Consider the following 17,247-nt stretch of genomic DNA (forward strand, 5'->3'; position numbering starts at 1 on the left):
CGGGCGGAATACCGGCAGGTTCCCCAAACGGGGCTCAACGTCAGCCGTTGAGCAGGCGGCGATAGAGCGTCGAGCGGTTGACGCCGAGCCGCTTGGCCGCCTGCGAGACGTTGCCGCCGCAGGCATCGAGCGTGCGCCGCATCGCCTCGACCGTGAGTGCGTCCAGCGACATCACTCCCGCTGCGGCAAGTGCCGGCGACGCCTCGCGAATGTCCGGCGGCAGCATGTCCACCTCGATCGGCTTGAACGGCTCGGCCAGCGCCGCCAGCGCGCGCAGCATTCCCGCCAGCTGGCGGAAATTGCCCGGCCAGCCATAGGCGGCAAGCCGGTCCTCGCAGGCGTCCGACAGCGTCAGGCGCGGGTCGTCGACCAGGCGCGCCCACAGCGCACGGATGGTGGCATGCCGGTCGTCGAAGGCGCGCAGCGGCGGCAGCTCCACAATATAATGGGCGATGCGGAAATACAGGTCCGAGCGGAAGCCCCCGGCCTCCACCAGCGCACGCAGATCGCGATGGGTGGCGCAGAGCAGCGCGAAATCCACCTTCACCGGCTTGCCGCCACCGAGCGGGGCGACCTCCCGTTCCTGCAGCACCCGCAGCAGGCGCGACTGCAAGGCGAGCGGCATGTCGCCGATCTCGTCGAGGAACAGCACGCCGCCCTGCGCCTCGCGCAGCAGGCCCTTGCGGCCGTGCCGGCGGGCGCCGGTGAACGCGCCCTCCTCATAGCCGAACAGTTCCGCCTCGATCAGCGTCTCCGGGATCGCCGCGCAATTGACGGCGACGAAGGGACCGGCGGCACGGCTGCTGCACCGATGAATCTCATGCGCCACCATCTCCTTGCCGGTTCCGGTCTCGCCGCGCACCAGCACGGGCACGTCCGCCTCGACCATGCGCACGGCGCGGGAAATCGCCTCGCGATCGCCGGGGCGCAGCAGCGGCCCCTGATCGCGGGGCGCCGGAACCGCCGGGCGGGCCCGTACCATCTCATCCCGGCCGGAACCGTCAAGCCGGACGAAAAGCTCGCGCCCCGCCATGTCGCGCAGCGCATGGGCCGCGCCGTCCGCACGCGGCAAGGCCCCGAACAGCTCGTCCGCCCGCTTGGCGCCGAGCTGCGACCAGTCTGCGCCGATCAAGGCAAGGCCGGTGCGGTTCGCCGCCACCAGCCGGTCGTCCTCGAATACCAGCACACCCTCCCTCGCGGTGCCGAGCAGCGCGCGGTCCGTCTGCACGCGCACCACGCGGCGGCCACTGAAATCCTCGTCGAAGAAGCGATGTTCGATCTGCTCCACCGCCATCCGCACCAGGCCCAGCGCGTGGCGGTGATCGACCGCAGCGGGACCCGACAGGTCCAGCGCCCCGACAGTGTGGCCATAGGGATCGAGGATCGGCGCCGCCGAGCAGCTGAGAATGCCGTGCGGGTCGTAATAATGCTCGCCGCCATGCACGGTGATCGGCCGGCCCTCGACGAGCGCGGTGCCGACCGCATTGGTACCGGTGGTGCTCTCACCCCACAGCACGCCGGGGCGCAGCGCCACCTGCGCCGCGCGAGCGGCGAAATCGGCATTACCGAGGGTATCGAGGATCAGCCCGTCGGCGTCGGTAAGGATGACGACGCAGCCGGTCTGCATCGCATCGGCATAGAGGCTCTCGACCTCCGGCCGGCACAGGCGGCGCAATTTCTCGTGCCGCTCGGCCACCGCGCGCAATTCGTAGGTGGTCAGCGGCTCCAGCCGCGGCAGCGCCGCGCTGTCCAGCCCGCGTGCGGCACAGCGCCGCCATGAATTGAGGATCGGCTCGGACAGTGCCGAGGCGACGAGCGGTCCCTCGGCTCTTCCTTGCAGGAAGAACTGCTTGCGCGCCGCGAGAACAGCGCGGGGCGAGACCTCCGTCGGCATGCGATCCTCCCGGTGTGTTGCAAATTGCCACACGTGTCGCAGGTCTTGTTGTTCTTTCCGACAGTTTCTACCAAGTTTTCGCGGCTCGTCCAGTGCCGGTGTTTTCAAGCCTTCGCAAGTGTCGGCGTTGCGTAAGCGTTTTCAATATTTTGCCGTCATGCAGTAACGATTTTGTGCGTTGCGGCAGCATGCTGGCACAGGCGCTGCAATCTTGAGACTCCCAGTCCCGGGAGGATCATATGAACAAACCAGAAATCGCCATTACCAAGCAGTCCCCCTTCAAGGCCCGTTACGGCAACTTCATCGGCGGCAAGTTCGTCGAGCCGGTGAACGGCCGCTATTTCGACAACACGTCGCCGATCACCGGCGGCAAGATCTGCGAGGTCGCCCGCTCCGACAAGGACGACATCGAGAAGGCGCTCGACGCCGCGCACGCCGCCAAGGACGCCTGGGGCAAGACGTCGGCCGCCGAGCGCGCGCTGATCCTCAACAAGATCGCCGACCGGATGGAGGAGAATCTCGACCTCCTCGCCCTTGCCGAAACATGGGACAACGGCAAGCCGATCCGCGAGACGACGGCAGCCGACATTCCGCTCGCCATCGATCATTTCCGCTATTTCGCCGCCTGTGTGCGGGCGCAGGAAGGCAACCTCTCCGAGATCGACCACGACACCATCGCCTATCACTTCCATGAGCCGCTCGGCGTGGTCGGCCAGATCATTCCGTGGAACTTCCCGATCCTGATGGCGGTGTGGAAGCTCGCCCCCGCGCTCGCCGCCGGCAACTGCGTGGTGCTCAAGCCCGCCGAGCAGACGCCGTCGAGCATCCTGCTGCTCGCCGAGATGGTCGCCGATCTGCTGCCGCCGGGCGTGCTCAACATCGTCAACGGCTTCGGCCTCGAAGCGGGCAAGCCGCTGGCCAGCTCCAACCGTATCGCCAAGATCGCCTTCACCGGCGAGACGACGACGGGCCGGCTGATCATGCAGTATGCCAGCCAGAACCTCATCCCCGTCACGCTGGAGCTGGGCGGCAAGTCGCCGAACATCTTCTTCAAGGACGTGGTGGCCGAGGATGACGACTTCTTCGACAAGGCCATCGAAGGCTTCGTCATGTTCGCGCTCAACCAGGGCGAGGTCTGCACCTGCCCGAGCCGCGCGCTGATCCAGGAGAGCGTCTATGACCGCTTCATGGAAAAGGCGCTGAAGCGCGTCGAGGCGATCGTGCAGGGCTCGCCGCTCGATCCGGCGACCATGCTCGGCGCCCAGGCGTCCTCCGAGCAGCTCGACAAGATTCTGTCCTATATCGACATCGGCAAGCAGGAGGGAGCGCAGGTGCTCACCGGCGGCGAGCGCAACAATCTCGGCGGTGACCTCGCCGGCGGCTATTACGTGAAGCCGACCGTGTTCAAGGGCCACAACAAGATGCGCATCTTCCAGGAGGAGATCTTCGGGCCGGTAGTGTCCGTGACCACCTTCAAGGATGACGACGAGGCGCTCGCGATCGCCAACGACACGCTCTACGGCCTCGGCGCCGGCGTGTGGACCCGCGACGGCAACCGCGCCTATCGCTTCGGCCGCTCCATCCAGGCCGGCCGGGTGTGGACCAATTGCTACCACGCCTATCCGGCCCACGCGGCCTTCGGCGGCTACAAGCAGTCCGGCATCGGTCGCGAGACCCACAAGATGATGCTCGACCACTACCAGCAGACCAAGAACATGCTGGTCAGCTACTCCCCGAAGAAGCTCGGCTTCTTCTGATCCCGCGTTGCCCCGCAGGGGGTCAGATCAATGCCCGGCGGGACGGAACGTGGTTCCGTCCCGCCGGGTGGCAATTCGGGCCGACGCAGCCGGCGCCGGCCGCATCGAGAGGCGAATGTGCATATGACGAAGACCATGAAGGCCGCAGTGGTCCGCGAATTCGGCAAGCCCCTCGTCATCGAGGAAGTTTCCATCCCCGAGCCCGGTCCGGGCGAGATTCAGGTCCGCATACAGGCTTCCGGCGTCTGCCACACCGATCTCCACGCCGCCGAGGGCGACTGGCCGGTAAAGCCCAATCCCCCGTTCATTCCCGGCCATGAGGGCGTCGGCTTCGTCTCCGGCGTCGGCCGCGGCGTGAAGCATGTGAAGGAGGGCGACCGTGTCGGCGTGCCATGGCTCTACACCGCCTGCGGCCACTGCGCGCACTGCCTCGGCGGTTGGGAAACGCTGTGTGAGGAGCAGAAGAACACCGGCTATTCCGTGAATGGCGGCTTTGCCGACTATGTGGTGGCCGACCCGAACTATGTCGGCCACCTGCCGAAGAATATCGGCTTTGTGGAGATCGCCCCAGTGCTGTGCGCCGGCGTGACGGTCTACAAGGGCCTGAAGATGACCGACACCAAGCCGGGTGACTGGGTGGTGATCTCCGGTATTGGCGGGCTTGGCCACATGGCGGTGCAATATGCCAAGGCGATGGGGCTCAACGTGGCGGCGGTCGACATCGCCGAGGACAAGCTGACGCTTGCCCGCGAGCTCGGCGCCACCGTCACCGTCAATGCGCTGGAGACCGATCCGGTCGCCTATCTGAAAAAAGAGGTCGGCGGCGTGCATGGCGCGCTGGTGACCGCCGTCTCGCCCAAGGCGTTCAGCCAGGCGCTGGGCATGCTGCGCCGGGGTGGCACGCTGGTGGCCAACGGCCTGCCGCCGGGCTCCTTCGACCTGCCGATCTTCGACATGGTGCTGAGCGGCACCACGGTGCGGGGCTCCATCGTCGGCACGCGGCTCGACTTGCAGGAATCGCTCGATTTCGCCGCCGACGGCAAGGTGAAGGCGACGGTCGAGACCGCGAAGCTCGACGACATCAACGAGGTGTTCGACCGCATGCACAAGGGCAAGATCGACGGCCGCATCGTGCTCGACATAGCCGGTTGAGCGGGCCTCTGCCCCGCCGGCCTTGTCCGCGAGGCCGGCGGGGCACATGTTGAAGGCGTCGTCGGAACGAGCCCGCCCGTGTCGAACGGAACAAGAGGCTCCGGGAGGAAACCATGACAGATGCCTTGATTGCCGACCGCCGCGCCACTGCAGACCTCGTGCCGCGCGTGCTGGCCACGCCGGCCGCGCTGGAGCTGATCGCGACCTTGCGGGAACAGCACGGCCCGCTGCTGTTCCACCAGTCGGGCGGCTGCTGCGACGGCTCCTCGCCCATGTGCTATGGCCAGGGCGACTACATTGTCGGCGACCGCGACGTGCGTCTGGGCGAAATCGGCGGCACGCCGTTCTATATGAGCCCCTCGCAGTTCGACTACTGGAAGCACACGCAGCTGATCATCGATGTGGTGCCGGGGCGTGGCGGCATGTTCAGCCTGGAAAATGGCCGCGACGTCCGTTTCCTCACCCGCTCGCGTCTGTTCGCCGATGATGAGATCGACCGCCTCACGCCGCTCGCGCAGGGTGCGCCGGCCTGATCGCCGGCCGGCGATACAAGTCCGGCGGCATAGCAGCGAAAAGCAAAGCGGGGCGCCGCGTTTCCGCGTGCCCCGCCCTCTGGAAATTCCGTGCCTGAGCCGAAAGGCCGCCTTACTGGCAGAGCAGGATGTCCTGCTCGCGCGTCATCCGGTAGCTCTCGTTCAGCTTGACGACATAGCGCACGTCGCCACCGCTGTTGAGGCAATAGTCGACCAGACGGCCGTCGCCCCAGCTGATGCGTACCGCGCGCGGATTGAAGCAGATGTTCTGCAACTGGATTCGCTCGCCATTGCTGCCCGAGCGGATCTCGATCACGCAGGTCCGTTCGACGGCGTCCTGCAACGCCTGTCCGGGCGTACGCGGTTGCGCCATGGCACCGCTGCCGATTGCGCCGATCATCATCAGGGCGGCGACCCCTGCAATTCCAGATATGCGAGTCAAGGCTCCCTCCCGGGCGTCTCGAATTTGAGCGGCAATTTACTCCCGATTATCCAACTTGCAACAAATTTGCCGCCGTTTAGCTCTGATTTTGATTAAAATTTCAAAGTTTATTCTGACGAAAATTATTTGATTAAACGCATGGCTGCCATGCGATAATGGCATAACTGACAATGCACAACTGTCTCGGGGAGCGCGGTGTCCCGAAGCCGGAGCCGCGGCGTCCGGCCGGGGTTCGTACGGGCATAAGGCGTTGATGCTCACGCGCCGGGGCGCGACGTCGTCCGGGCGCGAGGATGGGAGCTCCGCGTGAAAGCCCACGCTGCGGCGAGCACGGCGCGGGCGCGAGACGCCCGCCGGCCGCTATTTCGGCGTGAGCGCGGTGACGGCGAGCGCGACCGCCGCGGCGCGGTTCTCCACGCCGATCTTGGCGTAGACCTGTTCCAGGTGCTTGTTCACCGTGCGCGGCGACAGGCCGAGAATCTCGCCAATGTCCCGGTTCGCCTTGCCGCGCGCCAGCCACATCAGCACTTCCGCCTCGCGGACGGTCAGGTTCAGCTTGGAGCGCAGCACCTGCTCGGGCAGCAGCCCCTCGTCCTCCACGATGCGCAGCAGCAGCTCCTCCGGACCGATCTGCCCGACAAAGGACAGGCGCAGGCGGCGCGGCGAGCCCTCCACCCGGAGGTCGAGCGGAGCGGGCTCGATCCCGGCCGGGTCGCTGCGGCGCGAGGCGAGCCAGCGGCACACCGCTTCCGGCAGCGTGAGGCTGTCGCCCGGCGGCGAGGCGGTAACGGCGGAGAGCAGCGCGGTCGCCTGCGGCGTCGACCACAGCACCCGCCCCTCGCGCGTCGCCGAGAGCAGGAACCGGCCCGCCGCATCGAGCGCGGCACGGGCACTGTGGGTCTGGCGCGCATTGGCGAGATGAACGCGGATGCGGGCGATCAGTTCGTCGGGCGAAATCGGCTTGGTGACGTAGTCCACGCCGCCCGCCTCAAGCCCCTTCACGATCTGCTCGGTTTCCGACAGGCCGGTCATGAAGATCACCGGCACATGCGCCACCGCCTTGTTGCGCTTGAGGCGGCGGCAGGTCTCGAAACCGTCCATGCCCGGCATCACCGCATCGAGCAGGATGACGTCCGGCGTGATGCGCTCGACCAGCGCGAGCGCGTTCGCTCCCTCCGTGGCGACGAGCACGGTGGCGCCGGACGCTTCCAGCGCGTCCGTCAGGAGGCTCAGCGTCTCCGGGGAATCGTCCACCACGAGGACGATGTCGCGGCGCTCCACGCTATGCATCATCGCTGCGCAACGCCTCCAGGACGGCCATGTATTGCTTGAGGTCGAAGGTTTCCATCAGGTCCCGCATATGGGAGACGAAGGCGCCGTTCTCGGGTGAGACGCTCTCGATCTCCCTCAGCTTGGCCTGGATGCCGCGGACATAGCCGATCTCGCCCAGCTTCACGAGATCGTCGATATGCACCCCGGCGGGCGCGCGCAGTGCAACGGCGGCCGGGGCATCAGCGACCGCCTCGCCCTCGCCGATCCATTGCAGGTCGAGCAGCTTTTCCATCTTCTCCAGCAGGCCGCGCAGATGCACCGGCTTGACCACATGGTCGTCGTGCTGGTGCGCCTCCATGCCATCGCCGCGTATCTCGCCGACATTGGCCGAGATCATGATGATCTTCAGCCGCGCGAACCCCTCGTCGCGCAGCAGCCGCACCACTTCCCAGCCGTTCAGCCCCGGCATGGAGATGTCGAGCAGGATCACGTCGGGGCTCCACTCGCGCACCATGTCGAGCGCGGCGACGCCGTCGGCGGCGGACAGCACGGTGAAGCCGAGCGGCACCAGCAGCTCGTGCATGAGGTCGCGATGGGCAGGATCGTCGTCAGCCACCAGTACGGTGCGGCGCGGCCCGACATAGCCGGCGATGCGGCGATGCTGGATCGGCCCGCCGCGGGAAGGGTTCGTCACCTCGGAGAGCATCATCTTGACCCGGAACAGGCTGCCCTCGCCCGGCGCCGAGACCAGCGAGATCTCCCCGCCCATTATCTCGGTCAGCAGCTTGGTGATGGTGAGGCCGAGGCCGATGCCGCTGGTCGAATAGGTGCCGGCCCGCTCGCCGCGCTCGAAGGGCTCGAAGATGCGCTTGTGGTCGGCCTTGGGAATGCCGATGCCGGTATCCTCGACCTCGAACTCCGCCACCTGGTTGCGGTAGGAGACGCGCAGCGCCACCCGTCCGTCGGCGGTGAACTTGATGGCGTTGGACAACAGGTTGATGAGGATCTGCCGCAGCCGCTTCTCGTCGGTGTAGACGACGTCCGGCAGGCGGTCGGGGCGCACATAGACGAAGTCGATGCCCTTGGCGGTCGCCTGCAACCGGAACATATCGACCAGCTGGTCGAGGAACTCGCCGATGCGCACCTCGTCGCGGGTCAGGTGCAGCCGGCCGGCTTCGATCTTCGAAATGTCGAGCAGCCCGTCGATAAGACCGGACAGATGCTCGGCCGAGCGCCGCACCACGCGGATGGCGTCGCGCCGGTGCGCGGGAATCGAGGCGTCGCGCTCCAGCAGCTGGGCGTAGCCGAGAATGGCGTTCAGCGGCGTGCGCAGTTCATGGCTGATGCCCACGACATAGCGGCTTTTGGCGAGGTTGGCCGCCTCGGCCACTTCCTTCGCCTTCTGCAGCTTGGCGTCGGTGCGCTTGTGCGCCTCGATCTCGCGCATCAGCAGCGCGGTCTGGCGGTTGCTCTCCTCCTGCGCGACGCGCCGGCTCTCCTGCGCCAGCACGAACAGCCAGGCGGCGACACCGGCGATGATCAAGAGGATGAAGTAGAGCGTGAACAGCACGCTGCCCACCGCCTCGCGCTCGGCGACGGGCGCGAAGGTGGCCTGGAAATAGATCACCGCCAGTATCGCGCCGATGACCACGGCAAGCAGCGACAGCACGCCGATATAGTGACCGATGCGGGAATTGAGCTGCGCCACCATCCAGCCCGGCAGCGTGGCACGCAGCAGAGCGAGGATCTGGTCGGGAAACCGCGCATCCTCCTTGCAGCGGTCGTGGCAGCGGGCGTCGAGCGAGCAGCACAGCGAGCAGATCGGCCCGGCATAGACGGGGCAATGCGCCATGTCCTCGGGCTCGAACTTGTGCTCGCAGATACAGCATTTGAGCGTGTGGCGGGCGTCCCAGTTCCGCGCGGTGCGGCGCGCGATGTAATAGCGCCCGCCGGTGGCGAAGGCGATGGCCGGCGCAGTGACGAAGGACACCAGCATCGCCAGGAAGGGCGCGAACGCCTGCGCCACCGGCCCGAGCAGCCCGGCAAAGGCCAGCGCCCCCACCAGCGTGCCGGCGATCACCGCGCCGACGCCGACCGGGTTGATGTCGTAGAGATGCGCCCGCTTGAACTCGATGCCCGGCGGGCTCCAGCCCATCGGCTTGTTCACCACGAGGTCGGCGACCAGCGCCGCCACCCACGCCACCGCCACCACGGCATAGAGCCCGAGGATCTGCTCCAGCACCTTGTAGATGCCGAGCGCCATCAGCAGCAGCGCGATGGTGACGTTGAACACCAGCCAGACCACGCGGCCGGGATGGCTGTGCGTCAGCCGGGAGAAGAAGTTCGACCAGGCGATCGAGCCGGCATAGGAGTTCGTCACATTGATCTTGAGCTGGGCGAGGATGACGAAGACGCCGGTGAAGGCCAGCGCGACCTCGGGCGAGAATACCGTCTTGAACGCCACCAGATACATCTGGGTCGGCTCGGCGGCGTGGATGAAGGGAATCCCCTGTGTGAGCGCGAAATAGGCAAGAAAGGAGCCGGCGAGCATCTTCAGTGCTCCGGGCACGATCCATCCCGGTCCCGCCGACAGCAGCGCCACCCACCAGACCGCGTTGCGCACCGCCTCGCTGCGCCCCGGCGCGCGGCGCGGCAGGAAGCGCAGGAAATCCACCTGCTCGCCGATCTGCGCCACCAGCGCGAACACCACCGTCGTCGCCGCCCCGAACATCAGCGGATCGAACGAGCCGTCCCGCGCCCCGAGCCGGCCGGTATAGGATGTCCAATCGCTGAAGGAGCCGCCGTGATAGGCGACGATGAAGCCGAACGGGATGAGGTTCAGCAGCAGCCAAAACGGCTGAGTCCACAGCTGGAACCGGCTGATGAAGGTGATGCCGTGCGTCACCAGCGGGATGACCACCAGCGCGCTGATGAAATAGCCCACCATCAGCGGCACGCCGAAACACATCTCCAGCGCCAGCGCCATGATCGCCGCCTCGATGGCGAAGAACAGGTAGGTGAAGGAGGCGTAGATCAGAGAGGTGAAGGTCGAGCCGATATAGCCGAAGCCGGCACCGCGCGTGAGCAGGTCGATGTCGACGCCGAACTTGGCGGCGTAATAGCTGATCGGCAAGCCGGCAGCGAAAATGACCAGGCTGACTACAAGAATGGCCGCGACCGCGTTGGGAAAACCATAGGTCAGCGTGATGGCGCCGCCAATGGCTTCCAGCGCCAGGAAGGACACCGCGCCGAGCGCGGTGTTGGCGACATGCATCGCCGACCAGCGCCGCGCGCTCTTGGCGGTGAAACGCAGTGCATAGTCCTCCAGCGTCTCGTTGACGACCCACTGGTTATACCGGCGCCGAACGCGAACGATTTTCTGTTCCGCCGCCATAGGGTTCCGCCTCGCCGCCTCGACGCCTGACATCCTCCGCGCTTGCCCTCCCGGCACCGTTCTTTTCTTGCACCACCGAATGGGCTGGTCTTTCAGCCCACCGCACCACAACAAGCACAAACCGTTCCACCTCAGCCGGAGATCGAAAAAACCTCCACCGGCGAGGCAAATCGGAACGACGAGTCCGCGCCGGAGACAACATATGCCACCGGACGGATTCGCTCTCGTATGTATTTAGAGCGCCAATTCAAGCATCTTCTAAATATTGACCATCTTCGCGCGCGCGCGAAAACACGCCCGCGCCGCGCTGCACACGACCCCGATCCTGGAACAGACTGTGAGGGCGCGCCGCCGAAACCCCTATACGTCAATCGACGTATTGCTGCGCCGCGGGATCGGCCGCCACGATCCAGACAATGCAAGCACATCGGCAAGCTTGTTGAGGCCACGTCAAACCCGTGGAGGGGATCGTATGTCTTCGAATAACGATAATTCGTCCAAATTTTCCAGCACGCGCCGCAAGCTTCTCATGGGCATGTCGGCAATTCCGGCCATCTCTATTCTTGGCTCTTCCGGCTTGTTTTCAACGCCGGCCCGCGCCCAGGCGCCGGCGACGGCGGCTGTCAACACCACTGGTCTTGCCGTGACCGACACGGAAGTCACGGTCGGCATCCTGCATTCCGTCACCGGCACCATGGCGATCTCGGAAACCGGCTCGGTGCAGGCCGAGAAACTCGCTATCGAGCAGATCAACGCCATGGGCGGCGTGCTCGGCCGCAAGATCAAGTACATCCAGGAAGACGGCGCGTCCGATTGGCCGACCTTCGCCGAGAAGGCCAAGAAGCTCCTCGTCAACGACAAGGTCGCCGCCGTCATGGGCTGCTGGACCTCGGCCTCGCGCAAGGCGGTGCTGCCGGTGTTCGAGCAGTATAACGGCATGCTGTACTACCCGACCTTCTATGAAGGTCTCGAGCAGTCCAAGAACGTCATCTACACCGGCCAGGAAGCCACGCAGCAGATCCTCGCCGGCCTCGACTGGGTCAACAAGACCAAGAACGCCAAGAGCTTCTACCTCATCGGCTCGGACTACATCTGGCCGCGCACCTCGATGAAGATCGCCCGCAAGCACATCGAGGCGCATCTTGGCGGCAAGGTCTCCGGCGAGGAATATTTCCCGCTCGGCCACACCCAGTTCAACTCAGTCATCAACAAGATCAAGCTGACCAAGCCGGACGTGATCTACGCCGCCGTGGTGGGCGGCTCGAACGTCGCCTTCTACAAGCAGCTCAAGGCGGCCGGCATCGACCTCAACAAGCAGACGCTGCTCACCATCTCGGTCACCGAGGACGAGATCGACGGCATCGGCGGCGAGAATTTCGCCGGCGCCTATAGCTGCATGAAGTACTTCCAGTCGCTCGACAACCCGAACAACAAGGACTTCGTCGCCGCCTTCAAGAAGATGTGGGGCGAGAAGACCGTGATCGGCGACGTCACCCAGGCCGCCTATCTCGGCCCCTGGCTGTGGAAGCTCACCGTGGAGAAGGCCGGCTCCTTCGACATCGACAAGATCGCCGCGGCCTCGGCCGGTATCGAGTTCCCCAAGGCGCCGGAAGGCTACGTCAAGATCCACCCGAACCACCATCTGTGGTCGAAGACCCGCGTCGGCCAGGCGCAGCTCGACGGCCAGTTCAAGGTGGTGTTCGAGACCCCCGAGCTGATCGAGCCCGATCCGTTCCCGAAAGGCTACCAGTGATCGCCTGAAGCTCCCACCCGGAGAGGGCGTCACGTCCTCTCCGGGGCTCTTTCCGTTGACGGAGACCGCGCCGCTCGCGCGCACGCCGGGGGATTCCTGATGTTTTCCGAATATTCGCTCACCGAACTCAGCTCCATCTTCCTGATGCAGGGCTTCGCCGGGCTGATCCTGTTCTCGGTCTTCCTGCTCATGGCGCTGGGGCTGGCCATCATCTTCGGCCAGATGGGCGTCATCAACATGGCGCATGGCGAGTTCATGATCCTCGGCGCCTACGTCACCTATTTCACCTCGCAGTTCTTCCTGAATTTCGTTCCCGGCCTGTTCGGCATCTATTTCTTCATCGCGATGATACTGGCCTTCTTCGTCACCGGCGCGCTCGGCATGGCGGTGGAATGGCTGATGATCCGCCGGCTCTACAAGCGCCCGCTCGACACGCTGCTCGCCACCTGGGGCCTCAGCCTCATTCTTCAGCAGCTCTACCGCTCCGTCTTCGGCCCGCGCGAGGTCGGCGTCGAGCTGCCGAGCTGGATGATGGGCTCGCTTCCTGTCACCGAGGTGGTGGAAGTGCAGATCAACGGCCTGTTCGTCATGGGCCTGACCATCGCCATCACGGTTGCCGTCGCTTTGCTCATGTACAAGTCGAACTGGGGCAAGCAGGTGCGCGCCGTGGTGCAGAACCGCGTCATGGCCGGCGCCGTCGGCATCGATACGGAAAAGGTCGACCGCTACACGTTCGGCCTCGGCTGCGGCATCGCTGGCGTCGCCGGCTCAGCCTTCACCATGATCGGCTCGACCGGCCCGACCTCCGGCCAGCTCTACATCGTCGACACCTTCCTGGTCGTCGTCTTCGGCGGCGCACAGAGCCTGCTCGGCACCATCGCCTCCGCCTTCACCATCTCGCAGGCCCAGTCGACCATGGAGTTCTTCCTCTCCGGCTCGATGGCCAAGGTCCTCACGCTGCTCGGCGTGGTCATCATCCTGATGCTGCGGCCCCAGGGCCTGTTCGTCATCAAGGTCCGTCGCTGAGGAGGCGCCCGATATGACCGCAACTGCCCCCAAATCCGGCCGCACCTTCTTCCTGCGCCCGCAGGACATGATCGGGATCGCGCTGCTCGCCCTCCTCCTCGTCGTCGTGCTGCCGCTGGCGCTGGATAATTTCCGCCTGCAATTCGTCGGCAAGTACCTGACCTATGCCTTCGTCGCGCTCGGCCTGGTGCTGTGCTGGGGCTATGCCGGCATTCTCTCGCTCGGCCAGGGCGTGTTCTTCGGCCTCGGCGGCTACTGCATGGCGATGTATCTCAAGCTGGAAGCCTCCAGCGTCGAGAACACCAAGATCCAGTCGACGCCGGGCATCCCGGACTTCATGGACTGGAACCAGATCACCGCCCTGCCCTGGTTCTGGGAACCGTTCCGCAGCTTCGGCTTCACCACCATCGCCGTCATCGTGGTGCCGGCGCTGTTCGCCCTTATCGTCGGCTTCGCCATGTTCAAGCGGCGCGTCGGCGGCGTGTACTTCGCCATCATCACCCAGGCGCTGGCGGCGATCCTCACCATCCTCATCATCGGCCAGCAGGGATATACCGGCGGCATCAACGGCATCACCGACCTGCGCACGCTGCACGGCTGGGACATCCGCACCGACAGCGCCAAGACCATCCTCTATTTCGTCTGCGTCGGCCTGCTGCTCACCTGCATCCTGCTCGCCTATTACGTGAAATCGTCCAAGCTCGGCCGCATCCTCGTCGCCATGCGCGACAAGGAGGACCGCGTGCGCTTCTCCGGCTACGACGTCTCCTCGTTCAAGATTTTCGTGTTCTGCCTGGCTGCCTCGCTCTCGGCCATTGGCGGGGCGATGTTCACGCTTCAGGTCGGGTTCATGTCGCCCTCCTTCGTGGGCATCGTGCCTTCGATCGAGATGGTCATCTACACCGCGGTCGGCGGGCGCCTGTCCATCCTCGGCGCGATCTACGGCACGCTGCTGGTGAACTGGGCGAAGACCTCCTTCTCCGAGAGTTTTCCGGAACTCTGGCTGTTCGGCCTCGGCGGCCTGTTCATCGCCGTGGTGCTGATTTTCCCGAACGGCATCGCCGGCCTCTGGCAGAGCTATGTCGCCCCGCGCCTCGGGCCGCTGTTCAGCGCCAGTGTGAAGCCCCGCGCCACCCCGCCGGCCTCCGGGCCGGTCGCCCCCGCCGCAGCCGAGTGAGGAGCGAAGCCCATGAACACCAGCGTCATCACCGACACCATGAACAAGGACTTCGTCCTCGCGGTCGAAGGGCTCACCGTCTCCTTCGACGGCTTCAAGGCAGTCAACGACCTGTCCTTCTATGTCGACGAGAACGAGATCCGCGTGATCATCGGCCCCAACGGCGCCGGCAAGACCACCGTGCTCGACCTGATCTGCGGGCGCACCAAGGCGACCACCGGCTCGATCCGCTTCAAGGACCGCGAACTGACCCGGATGAAGGAGCACGAGATCGTGCGCGCCGGCGTCGGCCGCAAGTTCCAGAACCCCTCGATCTACGAGGACCTCACCGTCTTCGAGAACCTGGAAATCTCCTACCCCAAGGGCCGTTCGGTGCTGGGGGCCCTCGCCTTCCGCCGCGACGCGGCGGTGAAGGAGCGGGTGCAGGAGATCGCCGAGACCATCTTCCTCGCCGACCAGCTCGACCAGCGCGCCGAATATCTCTCGCACGGCCAGAAGCAGTGGCTGGAGATCGGCATGCTGCTGATCCAGGACCCCGAACTCCTGATGCTCGACGAGCCGGTGGCCGGCATGAGCGTGTCCGAGCGCAAGAAGACCGCCGAACTGCTCAACACCATCATCAAGAACCGCTCGGTGATCGTGATCGAGCACGACATGAAGTTCGTCGAGGACATCGCTCACAAGGTCACGGTGCTGCACCAGGGCAAGATCCTCTCGGAAGGCTCCATGGCCAAGGTCCAGGCGGACCCCAAGGTCATCGAAGTCTATCTCGGCCATTGAGGAGCACGGATCATGCTGAACGTCTCCGACCTCCACGTCTCCTATGGCGAGAGCGAAGTCCTGCACGGGTTGAACTTCAACGTCGCGCCCAACGAGATCATCGCCATCATGGGCCGCAACGGCATGGGCAAGACCACGCTCATGAAGTCGCTCATGGGCATCGTGCCGACCAAAAGCGGCAGCGTCTCCGTCGGCGCCACCGACATCACCAGGCTCAAGAGCTATGAGCGCGTGCACAACGGCGTCGCCTATGTGCCGCAGGGCCGCATGATCTTCTCCACCATGACGGTGCAGGAGAACATCGAGACCGGCCTCATCCCGCGCGGCGAGAGCAAGGTGCCGCCGGACATCTACGAGCTGTTCCCGGTGCTCTTGGAGATGAAGGGCCGGCGCGGCGGCAACCTCTCCGGCGGCCAGCAGCAGCAGCTCGCCATCGCCCGCGCGCTCGCCACTGCGCCCAAGGTGCTGCTGCTCGACGAGCCGACCGAGGGCATCCAGCCCTCCATCATCCGTGAAATGGCCCGCACGCTGAAGCGCATCCGCGACGAGCGCGGGCTATCCATCGTGGTCTCCGAGCAGGTGCTCTCCTTCGCCCTCGACATCGCCGACCGCGTGCTCGTCATCGAGAATGGCGAGATCGTCCACGAGGATCTGCGCGCCAACGTCGACGAGGCGAAGGTCGCACGATTCCTGTCCGTCTGAGACCCGAGGGGAAGGCTCCCTCGGGAGCGTCCCCTCCGAACTATCGCATTGAGCCCAAGGGGAACGGAGTGCGCCATGCCTGAGACACTGATTTCGGTCGATCTTTCCAAGCCCGCCACGGAAAACGAGTTTCTGCACAATCGCTGGCACCCGGACATTCCGATCGCCACCTGGGTCGAGCCCGGCGCCGACTTCCTGGTCGAGACGGTGGACTGGACCGGCGGCGCCATCGCCAATAACGATTCAGCCGACGACATCCGCGATGTCGACCTGTCGACGGTGCACTATCTCTCCGGCCCGATCGGCGTGAAGGGCGCCAAGCCCGGCGACCTCCTGGTGGTCGACATTCTCGACGCCGGCACGCTCAAAGGTCACGAATGGGGCTTCAACGGCTTCTTCTCCAAGAAGAATGGCGGCGGCTTCCTGACCGACCACTTCCCGCTCGCGCAGAAGTCGATCTGGCACTATGAGGGCATGTTCACCCGTTCCCGCCACGTGCCGGGCGTGGGCTTCGCCGGCCTCATCCATCCTGGCCTCATCGGCACCCTGCCCTCGCAGAAGCTGCTCGACACCTGGAATGCGCGCGAGCAGGCGCTGATCGACACCAACCCGACCCGCGTGCCCCCGCTCGCCAACCCGCCCGCGCCGAAGACCGCGCATCTCGGCAAGCTCGCCAAGGGCACCGACGCCTTCGACAAGGTGGCCGCGGAAGGCGCCCGCACCGTGCCGCCGCGCGAGCATGGCGGCAATTGCGACATCAAGGACCTGTCGCGCGGCTCGAAGATCTACTTCCCCGTCTATGTCGACGGCGCCGGCCTCTCCATGGGCGACATGCACTTCTCCCAGGGCGACGGCGAGATCACCTTCTGCGGCGCCATCGAGATGTTCGGCGCCTGGCTGCACATCAAGGTCGACCTGATCAAGAACGGCATGGAGATGTACGGGATTAAGAACCCGATCTTCAAGCCGTCGCCGATCACGCCGAACTACAAGGATTACCTGATCTTCGAGGGCATCTCGGTCGACGAGAGCGGCACCCAGCACTATCTCGACGCCAATGTCGCCTACCGCCAGGCCTGCCTCAACGCCATCGAATACATGAAGAAGTTCGGCTATTCCGGCGCACAGGCGCACTCGATCCTCGGCGTCGCCCCGGTGCAGGGCCATTTCTCGGGCGTGGTCGACATCCCGAACTCCTGCGCCACGCTGTGGCTGCCGACCGAGATCTTCGACTTCGACATCAAGCCCTCGGCAGCCGGACCGACCAAGTTCATCGACGGTTCGATCCAGATGCCGCTCTCGCCGGACCTTTGACCCCCGCTTAAGTCCGGCCTGCGGGGCGATGCCTGCATCGCCCCGCCTCCA

At 65.3% G+C, this 17,247-nt stretch carries 13 protein-coding genes; 9 read left to right on the forward strand and 4 right to left on the reverse strand.

What is annotated here, in order from left to right:
* Positions 1 to 40: 40 nt before the first annotated feature.
* Complete coding sequence (locus tag ACO2RV_RS19305; RefSeq protein WP_423295868.1) at positions 41 to 1,894, reverse strand: sigma-54-dependent Fis family transcriptional regulator; 1,854 nt, start codon at positions 1,892 to 1,894, stop codon at positions 41 to 43.
* A 239-nt stretch (positions 1,895 to 2,133) separates the two neighbouring features.
* On the opposite strand from ACO2RV_RS19305, the gene adh reads away from it, so the two are divergent.
* The 3 genes from adh (at position 2,134) to ACO2RV_RS19320 (ending at position 5,336) form a co-directional block, all read left to right on the forward strand.
* Positions 2,134 to 3,651: an aldehyde dehydrogenase gene (adh, locus tag ACO2RV_RS19310; protein WP_423295869.1), complete on the forward strand. Its 1,518-nt coding sequence runs from the start codon at positions 2,134 to 2,136 to the stop codon at positions 3,649 to 3,651.
* A gap of 123 nt (positions 3,652 to 3,774) precedes the next feature.
* Positions 3,775 to 4,803 carry an alcohol dehydrogenase AdhP gene (gene adhP, locus ACO2RV_RS19315; protein ID WP_423295870.1) on the forward strand — a complete coding sequence of 343 codons (1,029 nt, stop codon included), beginning with the start codon at positions 3,775 to 3,777 and terminating at the stop codon, positions 4,801 to 4,803.
* A 113-nt stretch (positions 4,804 to 4,916) separates the two neighbouring features.
* On the forward strand, positions 4,917 to 5,336 hold the full coding sequence (locus tag ACO2RV_RS19320) for a DUF779 domain-containing protein (RefSeq protein ID WP_423295871.1): 420 nt from the start codon (positions 4,917 to 4,919) through the stop codon (positions 5,334 to 5,336).
* Between the two features lie 112 nt (positions 5,337 to 5,448).
* On the opposite strand, the gene ACO2RV_RS19325 is transcribed toward ACO2RV_RS19320, so the two are convergent.
* From ACO2RV_RS19325 to ACO2RV_RS19335, 3 genes are all read right to left on the reverse strand, one after another.
* Positions 5,449 to 5,778: a hypothetical protein gene (locus ACO2RV_RS19325; protein ID WP_423295872.1), complete on the reverse strand. Its 330-nt coding sequence runs from the start codon at positions 5,776 to 5,778 to the stop codon at positions 5,449 to 5,451.
* A 360-nt stretch (positions 5,779 to 6,138) separates the two neighbouring features.
* Positions 6,139 to 7,071, reverse strand: a complete 933-nt coding sequence (locus tag ACO2RV_RS19330; RefSeq protein ID WP_423295873.1) for a response regulator — start codon at positions 7,069 to 7,071, stop codon at positions 6,139 to 6,141.
* Positions 7,061 to 10,444: an ATP-binding protein gene (locus ACO2RV_RS19335; RefSeq protein WP_423295874.1), complete on the reverse strand. Its 3,384-nt coding sequence runs from the start codon at positions 10,442 to 10,444 to the stop codon at positions 7,061 to 7,063. Before ACO2RV_RS19335 ends, ACO2RV_RS19330 begins: the two co-directional genes overlap by 11 nt.
* Before the next feature lie 472 nt (positions 10,445 to 10,916).
* Between ACO2RV_RS19335 and urtA the strand changes: the two genes are divergently transcribed.
* The 6 genes from urtA (at position 10,917) to fmdA (ending at position 17,196) form a co-directional block, all read left to right on the forward strand.
* Entirely contained in the window at positions 10,917 to 12,197 is a 1,281-nt protein-coding gene (gene urtA, locus ACO2RV_RS19340) for an urea ABC transporter substrate-binding protein (protein WP_423295875.1), read from the forward strand.
* Positions 12,198 to 12,296: 99 nt separating this feature from the next.
* On the forward strand, positions 12,297 to 13,223 hold the full coding sequence (gene urtB / locus ACO2RV_RS19345; RefSeq protein WP_423295876.1) for an urea ABC transporter permease subunit UrtB: 927 nt from the start codon (positions 12,297 to 12,299) through the stop codon (positions 13,221 to 13,223).
* Between the two features lie 67 nt (positions 13,224 to 13,290).
* Positions 13,291 to 14,400, forward strand: coding sequence for an urea ABC transporter permease subunit UrtC (urtC, locus tag ACO2RV_RS19350; protein ID WP_423295954.1), 1,110 nt, complete (start codon positions 13,291 to 13,293; stop codon positions 14,398 to 14,400).
* 12 nt (positions 14,401 to 14,412) lie between these two features.
* Entirely contained in the window at positions 14,413 to 15,180 is a 768-nt protein-coding gene (gene urtD / locus ACO2RV_RS19355) for an urea ABC transporter ATP-binding protein UrtD (protein WP_423295877.1), read from the forward strand.
* Between the two features lie 12 nt (positions 15,181 to 15,192).
* Entirely contained in the window at positions 15,193 to 15,882 is a 690-nt protein-coding gene (urtE, locus tag ACO2RV_RS19360; RefSeq protein WP_423295878.1) for an urea ABC transporter ATP-binding subunit UrtE, read from the forward strand.
* A gap of 75 nt (positions 15,883 to 15,957) precedes the next feature.
* Positions 15,958 to 17,196, forward strand: a complete 1,239-nt coding sequence (gene fmdA / locus ACO2RV_RS19365) for a formamidase (RefSeq protein WP_423295879.1) — start codon at positions 15,958 to 15,960, stop codon at positions 17,194 to 17,196.
* The last annotated feature ends 51 nt before the right edge of the window (positions 17,197 to 17,247 follow it).

Source organism: Ancylobacter sp. VNQ12 (genome assembly GCF_049445835.1).
In the GTDB taxonomy this organism is placed as follows: domain Bacteria; phylum Pseudomonadota; class Alphaproteobacteria; order Rhizobiales; family Xanthobacteraceae; genus Ancylobacter.